Annotated in this window: 15 protein-coding genes; 6 read left to right on the top strand and 9 right to left on the bottom strand. The window is 46.5% G+C overall.

All coding sequences use genetic code 11. From position 1 onward, the window contains the following. Positions 1-126 precede the first annotated feature (126 nt). Positions 127-402 carry a hypothetical protein gene (locus tag QUA62_RS04330; protein WP_190661292.1) on the bottom strand — a complete coding sequence of 92 codons (276 nt, stop codon included), beginning with the start codon at positions 400-402 and terminating at the stop codon, positions 127-129. A 160-nt stretch (positions 403-562) separates the two neighbouring features. Here QUA62_RS04330 and QUA62_RS04325 point away from each other — a divergent pair, with 160 nt between their 5' ends. The 4 genes from QUA62_RS04325 (at position 563) to QUA62_RS04310 (ending at position 3,583) form a co-directional block, all read left to right on the top strand. Continuing rightward, positions 563-1,201: a peroxiredoxin gene (locus tag QUA62_RS04325; protein ID WP_006632618.1), complete on the top strand. Its 639-nt coding sequence runs from the start codon at positions 563-565 to the stop codon at positions 1,199-1,201. 195 nt (positions 1,202-1,396) lie between these two features. Continuing rightward, positions 1,397-1,978, top strand: a complete 582-nt coding sequence (locus QUA62_RS04320) for a Uma2 family endonuclease (RefSeq protein ID WP_333402603.1) — start codon at positions 1,397-1,399, stop codon at positions 1,976-1,978. Between the two features lie 65 nt (positions 1,979-2,043). Next, complete coding sequence (locus QUA62_RS04315) at positions 2,044-3,018, top strand: cysteine synthase A (protein WP_333402601.1); 975 nt, start codon at positions 2,044-2,046, stop codon at positions 3,016-3,018. Positions 3,019-3,283: 265 nt separating this feature from the next. Further along, positions 3,284-3,583 carry a (2Fe-2S) ferredoxin domain-containing protein gene (locus QUA62_RS04310; RefSeq protein WP_333402599.1) on the top strand — a complete coding sequence of 100 codons (300 nt, stop codon included), beginning with the start codon at positions 3,284-3,286 and terminating at the stop codon, positions 3,581-3,583. A gap of 14 nt (positions 3,584-3,597) precedes the next feature. Here the strand turns inward: QUA62_RS04310 and QUA62_RS04305 are convergent, their stop codons facing one another. The 7 genes from QUA62_RS04305 to QUA62_RS04275 form a co-directional block, all read right to left on the bottom strand. Beyond that, entirely contained in the window at positions 3,598-4,830 is a 1,233-nt protein-coding gene (locus QUA62_RS04305) for a hypothetical protein (RefSeq protein ID WP_333402597.1), read from the bottom strand. Positions 4,831-5,001: 171 nt separating this feature from the next. After that, positions 5,002-5,370 carry an HNH endonuclease gene (locus QUA62_RS04300; RefSeq protein ID WP_333402595.1) on the bottom strand — a complete coding sequence of 123 codons (369 nt, stop codon included), beginning with the start codon at positions 5,368-5,370 and terminating at the stop codon, positions 5,002-5,004. Between the two features lie 75 nt (positions 5,371-5,445). Continuing rightward, entirely contained in the window at positions 5,446-6,069 is a 624-nt protein-coding gene (locus tag QUA62_RS04295; RefSeq protein ID WP_333402593.1) for a heme-copper oxidase subunit III, read from the bottom strand. A gap of 178 nt (positions 6,070-6,247) precedes the next feature. Next, positions 6,248-8,053, bottom strand: coding sequence for a cytochrome c oxidase subunit I (gene ctaD, locus QUA62_RS04290; protein WP_333288739.1), 1,806 nt, complete (start codon positions 8,051-8,053; stop codon positions 6,248-6,250). 78 nt (positions 8,054-8,131) lie between these two features. Continuing rightward, the gene (locus QUA62_RS04285; protein WP_333288737.1) at positions 8,132-9,133 is read right to left on the bottom strand and encodes a cytochrome c oxidase subunit II; all 1,002 of its coding nucleotides are present in this window, start codon (positions 9,131-9,133) and stop codon (positions 8,132-8,134) included. Positions 9,134-9,354: 221 nt separating this feature from the next. Next, positions 9,355-10,113, bottom strand: coding sequence for a class I SAM-dependent methyltransferase (locus tag QUA62_RS04280; RefSeq protein WP_333402591.1), 759 nt, complete (start codon positions 10,111-10,113; stop codon positions 9,355-9,357). A gap of 104 nt (positions 10,114-10,217) precedes the next feature. Beyond that, positions 10,218-11,255, bottom strand: coding sequence for an LD-carboxypeptidase (locus QUA62_RS04275; protein WP_333402589.1), 1,038 nt, complete (start codon positions 11,253-11,255; stop codon positions 10,218-10,220). Between the two features lie 73 nt (positions 11,256-11,328). Here QUA62_RS04275 and QUA62_RS04270 point away from each other — a divergent pair, with 73 nt between their 5' ends. Further along, complete coding sequence (locus tag QUA62_RS04270; RefSeq protein ID WP_333402587.1) at positions 11,329-12,762, top strand: carotenoid oxygenase family protein; 1,434 nt, start codon at positions 11,329-11,331, stop codon at positions 12,760-12,762. A gap of 817 nt (positions 12,763-13,579) precedes the next feature. Beyond that, on the top strand, positions 13,580-14,401 hold the full coding sequence (locus QUA62_RS04265; RefSeq protein ID WP_333402586.1) for an SDR family NAD(P)-dependent oxidoreductase: 822 nt from the start codon (positions 13,580-13,582) through the stop codon (positions 14,399-14,401). A 651-nt stretch (positions 14,402-15,052) separates the two neighbouring features. Here QUA62_RS04265 and QUA62_RS04260 read toward each other — a convergent pair. Continuing rightward, positions 15,053-17,697 (bottom strand): CHAT domain-containing protein (locus QUA62_RS04260; RefSeq protein ID WP_333402584.1); only part of this gene is annotated, 2,645 nt, incomplete at its 5' end.

Below are 17,697 nucleotides of genomic sequence, written 5' to 3'. Positions count from 1 at the left end.
TTTAATTTATGTATAGACGCGATCTCCTTGTCTCCACCAAGGGTTTTAAATGACGCATAATTCTTTTCTGGAGAGGTCTAAAGAGCCAGAGATGTTAAGAAATATGTAAAGCAGCGGTCGGATTTTTCAACCGTAAATTCCCGAATGCCCTCGATAATCAGGACAGTCGATCGCATCTTCAGATAAAGCTATAGTAGGCTGAACGGGACACTTGAGGTGGTAGTCGCCGGTGAAAAATACGCAGTTAGCACAAGGGATTTGGTGCATCCGCTGAGCTCGACGCAGGGAGTCGGTGACAGCACGCCCGACACTGAAACACAGCAAAAAAACTAAACCCCAGGCGGACACAAAACACAGCGGGACTAAAATAGGCTGTATTGCCTTCAGCAGAAAGTAAAGCATAGCAAGAAAATTTAGCGTTAGAAGCCACACATACATTACAGTAGTGGAATTGCCGATCGATCGACCAAAAAGTTTAGAATCCTTTACAGCTCGATCGAGAAACCGGGCAATTATGGCATGATAAGGAACAGTCCTTAAATAAAATTAGAGGAAATCAGTTATGACTCTGCGATTAGGCGATACAGTTCCCAACTTTACCCAAGCTTCCTCGGAAGGCGAAATCAATTTCTACGACTGGGCCGGCGATAGCTGGGTCGTGTTGTTTTCTCACCCGAAAGACTATACTCCAGTGTGCACCACAGAACTCGGTGCAGTGGCCCGTCTAAAGTCTGAATTTGAAAAGCGTGGCGTCAAAACCATTGCCCTCAGCGTCGATGATGTGGATTCTCACATGGGCTGGATTAAAGATATTGAGGAAACTCAAAATGTCACCCTCAATTATCCGATTTTAGCAGATGGCGATCGTAAAGTCTCCGACATTTACGACATGATCCATCCCAACTCGCTGAACAACTTAACAATCCGCACAGTTTTTGTGATTGACCCGGAAAAGAAATTGCGTTTGAGCATTACTTATCCGGCTAGCACTGGTCGGAATTTTAATGAAATTTTGCGAGTAATTGATTCCTTGCAACTTACCGATAAATACAGCGTTGCGACTCCGGTTGATTGGAAAGACGGCGACGATTGCGTAATCGTACCTTCGATTACCGACCCGAAAGAGTTGGAAGAGAAATTTCCTAAAGGTTATACGCCGATTAAGCCTTATTTGCGGATGACTCCTCAGCCGAATAAATAGGTTTAACATTCCTGGACGCATAACCTAATTCTGTAAGGTGTGCACTGCACACCTTACCTCTATAATTCGCGCGTAAAACCAGCTTGTAGTGAGGACTTGAGTCCTTAATCCTGATTTTTGAGGACTTTAGTCCTCACTACAAACAAAGAAATTGTGCAATCTTGTGTAAACACTTTAGATTTGAGGAAAGGCCAAATGCTGTCATCAACAATTGTGTTGCGAATACCGCCAAAATTGCAAATGACAGACGACGAGTTTTTCGAGTTCTGTCAAATCAATAGTGAGTTACGCATTGAACGCAACAAATCGGGAGAATTGCTAATTATGCCTCCTACTGGTTCGGAGACGGGAAATCGCAGCGGTAGCGTGTTTGGAGAGTTGTATATTTGGGCCGGGCAAGATGGAACTGGTATCTGTTTTGACTCCAGTACGGGATTTAAGCTTTCAATGGGTGACAAGTCTCCAGATGCCTCGTGGATTAAACTGGAACGGTGGAATGCTTTGTCACCAGAACAAAAGCAAAAGTTTGCCCCGATTTGCCCTGATTTTGTAGTAGAACTGAGGTCTGCTTCTGACAATCTCAAGCCCTTGCAAGACAAAATGCAAGAATATATGAGAGAACCTGGAGTGCAGTTAGGCTGGCTTATAGACCGCAAAAATCGCCGAGTTTACATCTATCGTCCTGGTTTGCCAGAGGAATGTTTGGAGAATCCCGCGACAGTCAGCGGCGACCCCGTTTTGCCGGGATTCATACTCAATATGAGCAAGATTTGGTAAAAGTGGTAGCAATAAATATCAACTTATTGTAAAAATTAATCATAGGATACACACACGCCAAAAATATGGATATTAAAAACGGCTTTGTAGGCACAATCGGCAACACACCACTAATTCGCTTAAACAGCTTCAGCGATGAAACAGGCTGCGAAATTCTCGGCAAAGCAGAGTTTCTAAATCCCGGCGGTTCCGTTAAAGATAGGGCCGCTTTATACATCATCAAAGACGCAGAAGAAAAAGGCTTGCTCAAACCGGGCGGCACCGTTGTTGAAGGCACTGCCGGCAATACTGGCATCGGTTTGGCCCACATTTGCAACGCTAAAGGTTACAAATGTTTGATCGTGATTCCCGATAACCAATCTCAAGAAAAAATCGATGCTTTGAAAACCTTGGGCGCTGAAGTTCGGACTGTTCCCGCTGTTCCTTACAAAGACCCGAATAATTATGTCAAATTGTCGGGAAGATTGGCTTCGGAAATGGAGAATGCAGTCTGGGCAAATCAGTTTGACAATTTAGCCAATCGCCGAGCTCATTACGAGACAACTGGCCCGGAAATTTGGGAACAAACAAACGGTAAAATTGATGCTTGGGTAACAGCTACTGGTACCGGCGGAACTTTTGCTGGCGTAGGAATGTTTTTGAAAGAAAAAAATCCTGCTGTGAGAATTGTCTTGGCAGACCCGATGGGCAGCGGGCTTTACAGTTATTTCAAAACTGGAGAAATTAAGACCGAAGGCAGTTCGATTACTGAGGGAATTGGCACCACTCGCGTGACTGCAAATATGGAGAATGCCCCGGTAGACGACGCCATTCAAATTGACGATACTGAAGCTGTCCGGGTGATTTACCAACTGCTGAGGCAAGAAGGGCTGTTTATGGGCGGTTCTGTGGGGATTAATGTGGCGGCGGCCGTGGCTTTAGCGAAGCAAATGGGGCCTGGACATACGATTGTTACGGTACTCTGCGACGGCGGGGCTCGGTATCAGTCGCGTTTGTTCGATCGACAATGGTTGGCTTCCAAAGGTTTGTCACCAGATTAACCGTAGGTTGCGCTGAAGTCTTAAGCTGTCCCGCATCTAAATTGTATTTTTCGGGCGGGCGGGACGCCCACCCCACAATAATTTTATCCAACTCTACTCGTTACCAGGATCGGCCTCGAATTTTCCTGTGCAACCAAGGCTCTTTCTCTGGAAATCTGTTCTCCGGCTCTGCCTGGGAACCCGTTAGAATTCGAGTATATATGGCCGCACCTATTCCCCTGATAAAAAAATAGCATATATGTAGTAGAAGGTCAAGTAAAAAAACATGAAAATCACAGAATCTTCTAGGCAAGTTCTTGTTTGTCAAAACCGCACTTGTCGCAAGCAAAATTCAGCAAAGGTACTGGCAGCTTTTCAGAAATTGTCGCCCTCAGAAGTTGAAGTTGTTGCTAGCAGTTGTTTGGGACAGTGCGGCAACGGGCCGATGGTGTTGGTGCTGCCAGAAGAGGTTTGGTACAAGGCCGTTTGCCCTGAAGAAGTTGCGGCAATAACTGAGCAACATTTGCGGGGAGGAAAGCCGGTGGAGAGGATGCTTTACCGCAAGTTTCACCGACTTTCTAATTAGTCGATCGCCCGCGTTTAAAATTCTTCCGCAAACAACCGGCGGAGAATTTCCGTGACTTCGGCGCAAAATCTGGCGTCGAGTTCGATCGCCAAGCGATCGACATTGCTGGAACTGCCTACAGCTTTTTCTGCCCGCAAACTCATGGCTAAAGTTCTGAGTTTTGCCGGCTTTCCCGCCGCCTTGGGCCGCTCGTCAACAAACCGCACTAAAGCCACATAAACTGTTTCTAGGGTTCCCCTGATCGCGCTCAGTCCGTAACCCAATTTTGAGATAATTACTGGAGAAGTGATAAGGCTATCCATCCCCAAAGTTTTAATTGCTACGTCCACATATCGAGCGCTGTCGTGTCCCATTGCTCTGACAATGCTTTCTAAGCTGTTCCACTGAGATGCTTTCATGCGCGATCGCTGTTCGATGTGGAAGTGCCATCCTAACATTGAAATCAGCCTGGTCAAGTCATAAGCAGATACGGAATTTTTTTGTTTGGTGCTGTTTACTGCGGCACTTAAAAGCACTTGTTTTTTGGTGAGATCGAATATTTTTGGGTTGGTGAGATAAGGATTTTCGCCGTAATCGCCGCGAAAAATTAGGTCATTATTGCCAGTAGCGCTCTTCAGCCATTGCTCTAGTCCTATGCGAGTATCGAAGCGTTTGAACATCGCAGCTAAGGAGTTTGAACTTCCGATATTGGAGGCATAGTTAATCATGTCTTTTGCTACATCGTAAAAATAATAATCGTGTTTTTGCCCGTTACCATCTCTAACAACGCAGTTGTCAATGTCGCAGTCGGGATATTTGCTATTTAGTTGACTGACGATATTAAGGAGTGCGATAATTTTAGTGGCACTCCACTGCTCAGCATTGGTAAGTGCGTTTTTTCCCAGCCACTGCGCCTGAATTTTGCCGTCTACAAAACTACCAATGCAAACGCAGGCTTCTTTGATGTCTGCGTGGAGAAAATTTAAAGCTTGAGAGTTAATTTGAGGTAGTTCTCCCAGGCTGGGAAAGGGGGTAAGTTTGAGGGGATTATTGGGTCCGGGAATATAGCTAATTACTTTTAAGCCGTCGGGTTTCTGTTTGAGATACTCGGGATAGTTTTTAATTTCTTTTTGGTAAGGTGATTTTTCAATTCCCCGGTCTAAAAAAGCTAGTTTGTTTATGTTAGCTTTGGCATCTATTTCCATTTGGAGGTAGTTTTTGTAGATGCGCGCTCGGTCTTTTGCGAGTTCGAGGGAGGTGAGGTTCATGAGAATTGTTGGCAGCTTGTTACTAATAAGTAAATCACTATACTAGGATTTACGCAAACAAACCGGGTTTCTCTGCAAAATTTGGGGTTAGGGAACGAAAAATTAATGAAGAAACCGGGCCTCAGACAGTAACTGCGTCCAGGACTATATATCTGAGTTCTGGCCCTGCGATCAAGCTTTTTTGCCGCGTACTTGAATGCGTTTGTCGGTTTTTTGTTTCTTAATCCAAGATAGAAATTTCTGGAGCTCAGGGTCATTTTTGAGCTTTTCCACGGTGTTGAGCTCTTGGGCGAGGTGTTTGTTCTCAAATAGAGAGTGAATCTGGCGGTGACAAGCGGAGCAAATGTCGATTGTCGGGCTTGGATCTTCGTTTTTCCGTTTGGTGTTTTGTTTGGGGATGAGGTGATGGGCGGTTAATGCTTCCATTTGTCGATCGCACAATTCGCACTGCATAATTTTCTCAATGCTGCTGGATAGGAGAATTGCTACTTTTAGTTTAGCGCGATCGGCTGTGAGAGGGTGAATGAAAGTCGATCGCACTCTCCAAACAATAAAAAAACCCCCAGTTGGGGGTCATACAAATCTCTTGTGGCAGAGGCCCCAAAGCCTCTGGGATCACAAAATATACAGCAGCAAAAACAAAACAATCCAAATCACATCCACAAAGTGCCAGTAAATCTCAGTCGCTTCGATTCCGAAGTGGTGCTCGCTAGAATAATGACCTTGCGCGCGCGATCGCCACACCACCGCCACCATCAAAAGCACTCCCAACGTTACGTGCAAGCCGTGAAAAGCAGTCAAAACGTAAAAGCAACTGGCATACAAATTAGTCGTCAAGCCAAACTCTAAATGAGCGTATTCGTAAACCTGACCGAACAAGAAAACTGCGCCCATAGCAATAGTTACGAGCAACCAATTCCGCATTCCGGCGGCATCATTCTTTTTGATTGCAGTATCCGCATTGTGAATAACAAAACTGCTAGCAATCAGAATTACCGTATTGATTCCCGGCAGCAATAACTCGCGCTCGGGCGTACCTTCAGGAGGCCACGCGGGGGCCATCGCCCGATAAATCAAATACGCGGCAAACATACCGAAAAATATCATGCCTTCAGCGCACAGGAACACAATTACCCCTAACATTCGGTGGTCGGGATGCTCGACACCGTGTGCTTCTACTTCGCCCTCGTGGTGGTAATTCAGGGCTGTTTTTGCCGGATCGATCGCTGGAATTTGCATAAGAAATTGGTAATGAAGAAGTCAGTTGTCAGTTGTCACTTGTCAGTTGTCACTTGTCAGTTGGCAGTTGGCAGTTGGCATTAGTCATCAGTCATTAGTTAACAGTCAACAGTCAACAGTCAACAGTCAACAGTCAACAGTCAACAATGCCCAATGACTAATGACTGATGACTAATAACTATTCGCCATCTTGACTTTCATCAGCAGGAGAATCAACATTTACCTCGGATTCAGGAGCGACCAAAGTTGCAGTACGGCCCAAGAAAGTTGAAGCTTGAGCCTCCGCAAGAGGAATACCTGTTTTCTGGGCGTTGCGGGTGGCATTTTCCCTCAGCTTGAGCCTGAGACGTTCCCCTGTATTCTGAATTTTTTCCATGCCGTAATCGTAAGGCCCAGTTGCCAATACCGGCACTCCTTCAAAATTTTCGATGGGGGGTGGCGAAGTCGTCATCCATTCCAAACTCAAAGCTTGCCAAGGATTGTCACCTGCTTTCGGGCCGTATCTCCAGCTCCAAATCACATTAATGATAAACGGGATCGTAGACACTGCCAGCATATAAGCACCGACAGTACAAATGACATTAATTGTGGTAAATTTCGGGTCGTACATTGCCACCCGCCGAGGCATTCCTTGCATCCCCAAAGCGTGCATCGGCAAGAAAGTTACAGTAAAGCCCACATAGGTTAAAACAAAGTGAACTCTACCCCAAAATTCATTAATCATCCGCCCCGTCATTTTGGGGAACCAGTGGTAAAAAGCAGCGTAAATTCCAAACACTGATCCGCCAAACAGCACGTAGTGTAGGTGAGCGACGACAAAATAAGTGTCGTGAACGTGAATGTCGAAAGGTACGGAAGCCACCATGATCCCGGTGATGCCGCCGAGGACAAATGTTGAGATAAAACCCATCCCAAATAGCATCGCGCTGACAAGCCGGAGTTTTCCTCCCCAAATAGTTGCCAACCAGCTAAATATTTTAATCCCTGTTGGTACGGCGATGATCATAGTGGTGATCATAAAAAACATCCGCAGCCAGCCGGGAGTACCGCTGGTAAACATATGGTGCGCCCACACGATCAAGCCCAAAAAGCTGATGGCGAGACTGGAATATGCGATCGCCAAATAACCAAAAATTGGCTTGCGCGAATGCACCGGCAAAACTTCTGAAATCACCCCGAAAAAGGGCATAATCATAATGTAAACTGCCGGGTGCGAATAAAACCAGAATAAATGCTGGTAGACGATCGGATCGCCGTTGCCGGTCGGGTTAAAAAATGCCGTTCCTGCTAACAAGTCAAACGACAGCAAAATCAAAGCTGCGGCTAACACTGGAGTAGCAATCAAAGTGAGCGCTGAAGTCGCAATCATCGCCCAGCAAAACAAAGGCATATCATTGAGACCCATGCTCGGAACCCGCATGGTAAAGATGGTAACGGCAAAATTAACCGCCCCCAAAATCGAAGAAGTTCCCAGAATCAAAACGCTGAGAATCCAAATTTCTTCCCCGGCTTGAGCAGTAACTAAGCTCAAAGGCGGATAGGAAGTCCAACCCGCCTGTGGAGCTCCTACCAAAAAACTGCTCAACAGCAACACGCCGCCTACGGGAATTAGCCAAAAGGCAAGGGCATTCAGTCTGGGAAATGCCATGTCTTTTGCCCCAATCATTAAGGGGATCAAAAAGTTAGCAAATCCGGCTCCGGCGGGTACGATCCACAGGAAGATCATCACCGTCGCGTGAACAGTAAATAAACTGTTGTAGAGTTCGGGCGGGACAAAATCGGAGTCGGGGGTGGCGAGTTCTGTTCGCACCAAAGTGGCCATCACGCCGCCGATTAGATAGAAAATAAATGTTGTGACTAGGTATTGAATACCGATGACTTTGTGGTCGGTATTAAAAGTGAAGTAGTCGCGCCAATGTCTATCAGCGGGCGCTGTTCCGCGAGCCTCAGTGTTGGCACTTTCTTGGAACTGTGCTTGTGTCATAGTTATTAGTCATTAGTTATTAGTCATTAGTTATTAGCTCAAGATTAAAGACCCAGTGCCAGGAACTAATGACTATTTTTAGTGATGAGTTGGGTGAAGTTGTTCTAGGGTTTCGGAATTAATTTTTATTTCCCTGACGTAGGGAGCCAAAAATTCACCGTCTGACAATTCCCCAGGATTGACTGCAACTGCTTGCTCTAAGTTTTGACTGCTAGCAACTTGCTGGCTTTGCAGCCAAGTGTCGAATTCTTCTGGCGTGTGAACGACTGCTACAGCTTTCATCGCTCCGTGATAAGCGCCGCACAATTCAGCACAAACCACCCGGTATTCGCCGGTTTTAGTTGCTGTAAATCTCAGTTCGCTCGGCCGCCCGGGAATTGCATCTTGTTTGAGGCGAAATTCCGGCAGCCAAAATGCGTGCAGCACGTCTTGGGCTGAGATATTTAGCTGTACGTCGCGGTTGGCTGGCATATGCAGTTCGCCGGAACTAACGCCGCTTTCTGGATAGCTAAATATCCAGGCGTACTGCAAACCCATGACATTTACAACTAAGTCTGCTGGTTTGTCTTCATTTTCAGGGGAAGCACCTACGCCTAAAGCAACGAGTTTTTGAGACGGAATTTGAGGAGTTTTTTGGGGTGTATCTGAGAGTGTGGCTGCGATCGCACTTCCCCGCATTTTAGAGTGCGCTTGCATGGTGCCGTGGTCGTGATTGCCCATCGGATCGAGGCCTCCCATTGAGTTGTAAATCTCAAAACTGTAGACTCCGATTCCTAAAATAATCACCGCCGGCACGGCTGTCCAAAGAATTTCTAAGGGAAAGTTGTCATGCCAAGGCGGCCCATCTGTGTTGTCTCCTGGACGGCGGCGATATTTAATTGCAGCAAAGATTAGCACTCCCTGGACCATGATAAATAATCCAGTGGAAATGGTCATCATTGTATTGAATAGTGCGTCTATCTCGGATGCTTCATTAGAGGCGGCGATCGGCAGTAAACCGTGATTCTGCCCGTACCAGAGACTGATCAGAGTCACTACGATGCCGGCGAGCATGGTGAGGATGGAACTTGGAATGTTCACGCTGGTACTTCTTAATAGCGACACTTCTTCGCTTGAAAAATGAAGGAAGCGCCTCTGGGTTATCAATTTTTAATTGTAAATGGTATTTTTAGTAAAATGTCTATCTTAAGGGTTACTTAAGGCTTAGTATGTGTGACCGAGCGCCCGCACGCCTCAAAAATACGTCTTTTGTACCTTGACAAAAAGGAGTAAAAATGGTATATAATCGCTCTGTTTGGCTGCTAAATTTGAGATGGTTTCTCAAACACCATCAAATGCTGCTGGGGTAACATATCTTTTGTCTCTTTCCATACTAAACCGACGGCCGCCATTTCTTTTTTCACCTGCTTCTGCGTCATTTTGTGCAAACCTTTAATGGGAATCAGCGGATTTTCGCCCCGATACTCGATCGATACCGTGCGGCCTCCCGGTTTGAGTGCTTTCACAATTCCTTGCATCATTTCTCTGGGATATGCAAATTCGTGATAAGCATCGACCATCACAACTAAATCTACGCTATTTTCCGGCAAATTCGGATTGTCGATACTCGCCAAAACTGGCTCAACGTTAGCAATATTTTTTTCTTGTTTATTCACTTTAATAAAATTAATCATTTCCGGCTGCACGTCAACTGCTAAAACCTTTCCTTGTGGAACTAAGGGAGCGATGCGAAAGCTAATATATCCCGTTCCCGCTCCAATGTCTGCTACAATATCGGTTGGTTTTAAATCGAGATTGTTGACTAATCGAGCTGATTTTTCTTCCATGCCGCGAGACGGTCTTTCCAGCCAACCAGCGCCTTGATATCCCATGACTTGGGCAATTTCTCGACCCATGTAAAATTTGCCGATGCCGTCGGGATTGTGGACTGTTCGCTGCTGGTAAATGGCGTCGCCATTTGCGGTTTTACTTGCTGCTGCACAGGCATTGAGCGGCAACAGGCAAAGAATTGTCAAAATTATTACTGTTAAGGGTTTAATTAATTGTGCGGTTTTTTTCACGATATTTCTGATTTTGTGTTTAAATTTATTTCTCGTTCCCTGGCTCTGCCTGGGAACGCAGATCCGGAGGCTCTGCCTCGGTAATATCCAGAAGAGTTTAAGATTTAGCTGACAGCAGATTCTAATAATCTGATTGTACCAGAGTCAGCGTCGATTTCGACTTCTTGACCGATCGGCAAAGTGAACTGCTCCCGCATATGTCCCACCATTGAACCGTACCACGCGGGAATATTCAAAGGGCGAATGTGGTCGGACAAGACTTGAGGTAAGGTTAGGGATTCTTGGGGTTTTTCAGCTTCGCACTTGGTACACTGTCCGAAAATAAAACCTGATATTTTATCGAGAATGCCCGCTAATTTGAGCTGCGTCAACATTCTATCGATGCGATAAACTTCTTCGCCAACTTCCTCAACAAACAAAATACTGTTTTCCCACGGCGGTAAATATGCAGAACCCACCATTGCTGCGATTACTGATAAATTGCCGCCGATTAGTTTACCCCTAGCTGTGCCGCGCCCGATTGTTTGAACTTGCACGCTTTTGGAGTTTTGCATCGTCACCGAACCTCCGTCAAACAAAACTTTTTTGACGTAATCCACTGTAAAGGGACTCCAAGTTGACGCACCTAAAGGGCCGTGAAAAGTAACTCTATTAGTTTTAGCATAAATCGCCAATAACAGCGCAGTAATATCGCTAAATCCCATAATAATTTTGGGATTGTTGCCGATAATATTGTAATCCAGGAGCGGCAATATCCGACCGCAGCCCCAGCCGCCCATCCCGGTAAAAATAGCTCGCACTGAGTCATCGGCAAAGGCTGCGTTGACATCGGCGGCGCGATCGGCATCCTTGCCTGCTAAATAGCCGTAGCGGTCGTAAAAATGCTCTCCCAGTTTAACTTTTAATCCCAGCTTTTCGATAACTTTAAAAAAATCCTCGATTTCTTTTTTGTAGTTGAAAGCTGCAGGATTGATTAAAGCTATAGTATCGCCAACTTGCAGGCGGCGGGGCTTAACGATCGCACTTTTGGGAGATAGGTTGGTTTGCGCGCTCCTATTCGAGGGCTTCGCTAACGGCAAAAGCTGAGTACCAATAGCAGTCAGCCCAAAAGTTGTGAGCAGAGCACGGCGGCGGAGAGTCATAGCTGTTAGTTAATTTTTGCTATAATTGTATAGGAAAACTTCTGTCATATCAGTTGAAAATTGCGAGTTTCCAATGAAAATAGACACTAAAATCTCAGCTAAAAAATCCTGGGCTCACGCTTTAGCTCGTCCGGCTGCGGAATTTCCCCTGACTCAGTTATCCGTTAAAAGCGGTAAAATTCCCGCAGGATTGCGAGGCACTCTCTACCGTAACGGGCCCGCACGTTTGCAACGCGGCGGCATGGATGCGGGACACTGGTTTGATGGCGATGGTGCAATTTTGGCTGTACATTTTACCGATGCGGGTGCTGCGGCTGTTTATCGCTACGTGGAAACAGCGGGATACCAAGCTGAGGAAAAAGCTGATAAATTTCTCTACCCTAATTACGGCATGACAGCACCGGGGCCTGCATGGTTGCGGTGGACTAAATCTGTGAAAAATGCTGCCAATACTTCTGTTTTAGCTTTGCCCGATCGCCTTTTAGCTTTGTGGGAAGGTGGCTGGCCTCACAGCCTCGATTTGCAAACCTTGGAAACTCGCGGAACGGACGATTTAGGAAGTTTAGAGCGTGGATCTTCTTATTCCGCTCACTGCAAGCGCGACCCGATTACTGGCTATATTTTTAACTTTGGAATGACACATGGTGCCAGTACAAAGTTGAATCTGTATAAAAGCGATCCTACAGGCAAAATTGTGCAACAAGCAACTGTTGCTTTAGATGGCGCTCCTATGCTCCACGATTTTGTTTTGGCTGGAAAGTATCTAATATTTTTTGTGCCACCAGTACGAGTAAAATTTTTACCAGTGTTAGCTGGAATTAGCAGTTACAGCGACTCTTTGGAATGGAAACCCGAGTTAGGAACCCAGATCTTAGTTATTGACTCGGAAACTCTATCTTTAGTTAGTCGCGGCGAAACCGATTCTTGGTTTCAGTGGCATTTTGCTAACGGTTTTGTGAAGGAAGATGGTTCGGTAGCGGTTGATTTTGTGCGCTTCGCTGACTTTCAAATTAATCAGCGACTGAAAGAAGTAGCGACAGGTGAAACTCGCACCGACGCGGAGGGGACTCTGTGGCGGGTGCATCTCAATCCTCAAACTGGCCAAGTGACAGCAGCCGAAGAATTGCTGGATCAATCTTGCGAGTTTCCGATCGTACCTGCTTCAGAAATAGGGCAAGACTCGCGATATATTTATCTGGCAATGTATCAGCCTGACGTTGATATTGTAGCGGAATCTTACGGTGCGATCGCCCGTTTTGACACGCAAAGCCGCAATCTCACAATTGCCGACTTGGGCGAAAATCGCTATCCCACAGAGCCCATCTACGTTCCAGATATTTCCTCGGAGAAAGGTTGGATAGTAACAGTTATTTATGACGGCAATTCTGACAGCAGCGAAGTCTGGATATTTGACAGCGACGGACTTTCCGGCGAACCTGTTTGCAAGCTAGAATTGCCCGGTGTCATACCTTTGGGCTTTCACGGCACTTGGAAATCGGCAGTCTGAGAAAATTGTAAAGAAGTGTTGCGGAAGATTTATTAAAAATTGTTGCCGCTTCTCTGTCAAGTTGTTAAGGTGTGTGTAGATAGGAAATTCTCATATCTAGGAGGTGTGGAATTGATAATCTGCATTGCTCAATTATCCTGTGCCAATTCGCACGAATTCCCGGCGATTTTAAGTCGCCGCTGCACAGGATATCGTCTGCCTCTGCGGACTAAAAAAAGAGGGTAATAAAGCCCTGGCGGATAACCAATCCCCGGCGAATATTCCCGGCTACACAGGCAAAGTCCGCCTCCGCCGACTGAAGAAAGAGGGGTTCTCGAACCCCGGTAAATGACAAATTCGCGGTGAATATCCCCGGTGAATAAATTCACGGCTACACAGGCAAAGTTCGCCTCCGCCGACTGAAGAAAGCCCCGGCGGATAACCAATCCCGGGCGAATAAATTCGCGGCTACACAGGCAAAGTCCCCCTCCGCGAACTGAAGAAAAAGCGGTAATAAAGCCCGCTTGGTCATGATTTCCGACTCTGTTTTCTCATCTCAGCTTTGTCTGCTGGCATGAGGTTAAAAGACCAGATATTTGACTGATTTCTGGCAAACCACAAGTTTAGTTCAACTCACGCGCACGTTAGCGATTCAAAAGTTTTTAGTTTTGAGTTAACCCCACAAGTAAATCAGGTCTATCGAAACAAGATAGCCTTTTCAACAATTATGAATTATGAGTTGTTACCGCCAAAACATTCAACTCATAACTAATAATTCACAACTCATAACTCATAACTCCGTGCCGCAGTGAGCATCTACCAAAAGGTTTAATCTATTATGCAACTTCAAGGAAAAACAGCTCTTGTTACAGGAGCTTCGCGCGGAATTGGGCGATCGATCGCCCTGGAATTAGCGAGACAAGGAGTCAAACGTTTGTTGATTGTGGCGCGCAACCGCAGGCAATTAATTGAACTGGCAGAGGAAATCGATCTTTTTGGCACAGAAGTAGTGCCGTTAGCTTTGGATTTAACTCAGTCAGTAGCGGTGAATATTGCGATCGCCCAAGCTTGGCGAGATAGCGGCCCGATTCACCTGCTAGTCAACTGTGCAGGCGTCGCGCACCAAGCATCATTCTTGCGTTCCCCGCTGCCGTTAATCGAGGAAGAAATTGCCTTAAATTTGCTCGGAACCTACACAATTACCCGCTTAGTAGCGAGGCGAATGGCGACTCAAAAAGAGGGAACAATCGTCAATGTTTCCAGCTTAATGGGAAAAATTGCCGCGCCCACAATGGCCACTTATTCTGCTACCAAATTTGCGATTTTGGGATTCACCCAAGCTTTACGCAGCGAGTTAACTCAGTACAATGTTCGAGTCACAGCTTTGCTGCCATCTCTAACAGATACCGACATGGTGCGAGACTTGGAACAATTTCGCTGGGTAGTGCCCACAACTCCCGAAAAAGTTGCCCTAGCACTTGTCGCGGGATTGCAGAAAGATGCACCCGAAATCTTGGTAGGATGGCAAAGTCATCTAGCAGTTTGGTGTCACCGAATTGCGCCTTGGTTGCTGGATTTGGTGTTGCGGATGGCGACTCCCGAACTTCGGGATAAATCGCGGGACCGCAAATTGCGGGAGGCTTTAGCTAGCGGGCGATAAACCCTTTTCTGGGCGGGCTCTTCGGCCCACCCCACAAGAAAACTCCTTCTTTGTGGAACGGGCATCTTGCCCGTTCCGGGCTCTTCGGCCATTGGTGTCAACTTAAGCTGTCAGCCCACCCACCCGTTAGTCCGCCAGTCCGCCAGGGGTTGAAACCCCTGTCTAATAGCTAAAGTCCTCTGAAGAGGACTGAGAAGATGAATTTTTGACGTTGCTGAATACAGGTAGGAATCAACTTTTCGCTTGATGTTACAAAACTGACCATACTTGTTTTATAGCAATTGGGAAATCTGAATTCCTACCTGTTTTCAGCAACGCCCAGCAACGCCGAATTTTTAAACTCATTAGACCTCTGGCAAAAATAATTAGGACGGGCTCTCCGGCCCATCAATGGATGAAAAGGATTTTTGCAAGAGGTCTATTAGTCCTCTTCAGAGGACTTTAGCTATTAGACAGGGAATTCATTCCCTGTCGGACTGTCGGACTGTCGGACTGTCGGACTGTCGGACTGTCGGACTGTCGGACTGTCGGACTGTCGGACTATCGGACTATCGGACTATCGGACTGTCGATTTAACGTTAAGTTGACACCAATGGGCATTGCCGTGTCCCTAGAAGGGCTATCTACTTACTTACCAGCAAAAGTGCTCTATCATTTCCACTCGCCTTGCAAGGTAAAAGCCGCCCAATAATAGGGAGATTGCCATTTTTCCTGCTGCATCATTTCCATCTGCGCCGCCCTCAAAGCTGCCGCTGGCGCTAACTTTTGTTGCAGCATTTTTTGATAAAACTTTTGCATTAACACAGCAGTTCCTTCATCATCCACACTCCACAAACTCACCGCCACCCGCTGCGCCCCCGCATACATAAAACCTCTTGTCAATCCCACCATTCCTTCGCCTTTAACATTCTGTCCCATTCCCGATTGACAAGCACTTAAAACCACTAAATTTGCCGCTAGTTTCAAGTTAAAAATATCCGTGAGACGCAAAAAACCATTGACAAGATTGCCCTTGTCATCTACCATCGACATCACAATTCCTGACAATTCGGGATTTTTGCTGTTGGCAAGACCGTGGGTGGCGAAGTGAACGATTTGATAATTGGCTAAATTGCCATCGGTAGCAATAGTACGACTGGCATCAAAATCAAATATTTGACGGCTAGAAGCTGAGGGGAATAAGCTGGATATGGTTTGGGCTTCTTGGCGGGTAAATGCGAGGCGTTCGGGCGGCCATTGCCGATTAGAAGCACGCAGCGAGCGATTTAAACCGAGGTTGTTGGTTTCTAATTTTTCTATTGTTGCTTGGGTAACTTTTCCTTTAATTCTTTCATCCTCTGGGCTGAAAACAGGGTCTGCTAAAATTGCTAGAGTTCGGTTTGGCGGTTTTCTCTCTCCATAATTTTGCCTGAGAATGGCAAGGGTTGAGGCGGAAGGCAAAGTGATAATTTCATGTTCGGCAATTAAGGGAACATTGGTGCTTTGTCCAGCGGTTTGTGGTAGAGTTAAAGCCGTGAAAGGAATATAGTGCAACACGCCGTCGGGAACAATTAATAGGCGTTTATTACCTAATTGGGCTGCTGCGGGTTGTAAAATCACTTGACCTAAATTTGCACTTGCTTGAGCAACTTGTTGGGGAATATTTCTTTGGACTGGGCTAGTTATTGCTTCTATAAAGTTCTTAGCTGCTGTTTCAATGTCAACCTGTTTTGGTAATTCATAGCTGGTTAGTCCTGTTGATGTCACCACCCACAAATAACTGCGGGAGGAGCCGAGGGAATACTGCAATAAAATAGTGTTTTCATCGAGAATCTGTTTCTGAATTTCTGGCAGTGTTAAAGGTTGGGGTTGGGTTAGGGCTGCGTAGCGGGGGCTGGCAGTACGAATCTTTGTTTGGAGTTGCTGATATTGTTCCAATAGTGCGAGGCGCTGTTTGTCGATTTCAGCGATTTTAGTTTGATTGGGGTTGGGGGTGCTGATTGTTCCGATGCGCTGCTTTTCAATGGCATCGAGTTGCTGTTGCAGGCTCTTTTCTTGTTGCAGTAAATCGGGGGAAATGCCTTCGCGAATGTTGGCGTTACTTTCTTGGAGGAGTTCGAGGAGACTGCGGGCTCTCGAACGTTCGCTGGCTTCTAAGGCTTTGCGATCATACCCGGATTTAGGATTAGTTTTATGCAGTTGCATTAACAAATCGATGTAGAATTCGTAGTATCGCTGTACTTTGGCAAAGTATGAGGTGCGGAGTTCTGGGCTGACTATTTTGGTGCGGAGGCTTTCGATAATTTTGAGAGAAAATTCAATGTCGGTGAGGGCTTCGGAAAGATTATTTTGGTCGCGTTTGACAGACGCTATGCTGTAAAAGGTGCTAGCTTCCCCACTGCCATCGCCTACTGCCCGAAATAGGGACAGGGTCTGGCTGTAATACTCTAGCGCTTTCTGTTTTTCTCCCAAACCTGAGTAGATTACGCCGATGTTGTTGAGGGTGCTAGCTTCCCCCCACCTATCGCCTACTGCCCGAAATAGGGGCAGCGCTTGGCTGTAATACTCTAGCGCTTTCTCTGTTTCTCCCAATTCCAAGTAGAAACCGCCGATGTTGGTGAGGGTGTAAGCTTCCCCAATGCGATCGCCTACTGCCCGACTCAGGGGAAGCGACTGGCTGTAATACTCTAGCGCTTTCTCTGTTTCTCCCAATGCTGAGTAGACTAAGCCGATGTTGTTGAGGGTGGAAACTTCCCCAGTGCGATCGCTTACTGCCCGTCTCAGGGGAAGCGACTGACTAAAATACTCTAGCGCTTTCTCTGTTTCTCCCAATTCCAAGTAGAAACCGCCGATTTTGGCGAGGGTGTAAGCTTCCTTCCTGCGATTGCCTACTGCCCGAAATAGGGGCAGCGCCTGGCTGTAATACTCTAGCGCTTTCTCTGTTTCTCTCAATGCTGAGTAGACTTCACCGATATTGTTGAAGATGATAGCTTCCCCGTTGCGATCGCCTACTGCCCGAAACAGGGGAAGCGACTGGCTGTAATACTCTAGCGCTTTCTGTTTTTCTCCCAAATCTGAATAGACATTGCCGAGGTTGGTGAGGGTGAGGGCTTCTCTGCTGCGATCGCCTACTGCCCGACTCAGGGGCAGCGACTGGCTGTAATACTCTAGCGCTTTCTGTTTTTCTCCCAAATCTGAGTAGACTGCGCCGATGTTGTTGAGGGTGACGGCTTCCCCACCGCGATCGCCTACTGCCCGAAACAGGGGAAGCGACTGGCTGTAATACTCTAGCGCTTTCTGTTTTTCTCCCAAATCTG

The organism is Microcoleus sp. MON1_C1 (assembly GCF_036701945.1).
Taxonomy (GTDB): Bacteria; Cyanobacteriota; Cyanobacteriia; order Cyanobacteriales; family Microcoleaceae; genus Microcoleus.
The sequence above is the reverse complement of the archived record's forward strand: the minus strand, read 5'-3'. Positions and strand labels throughout refer to the sequence as shown.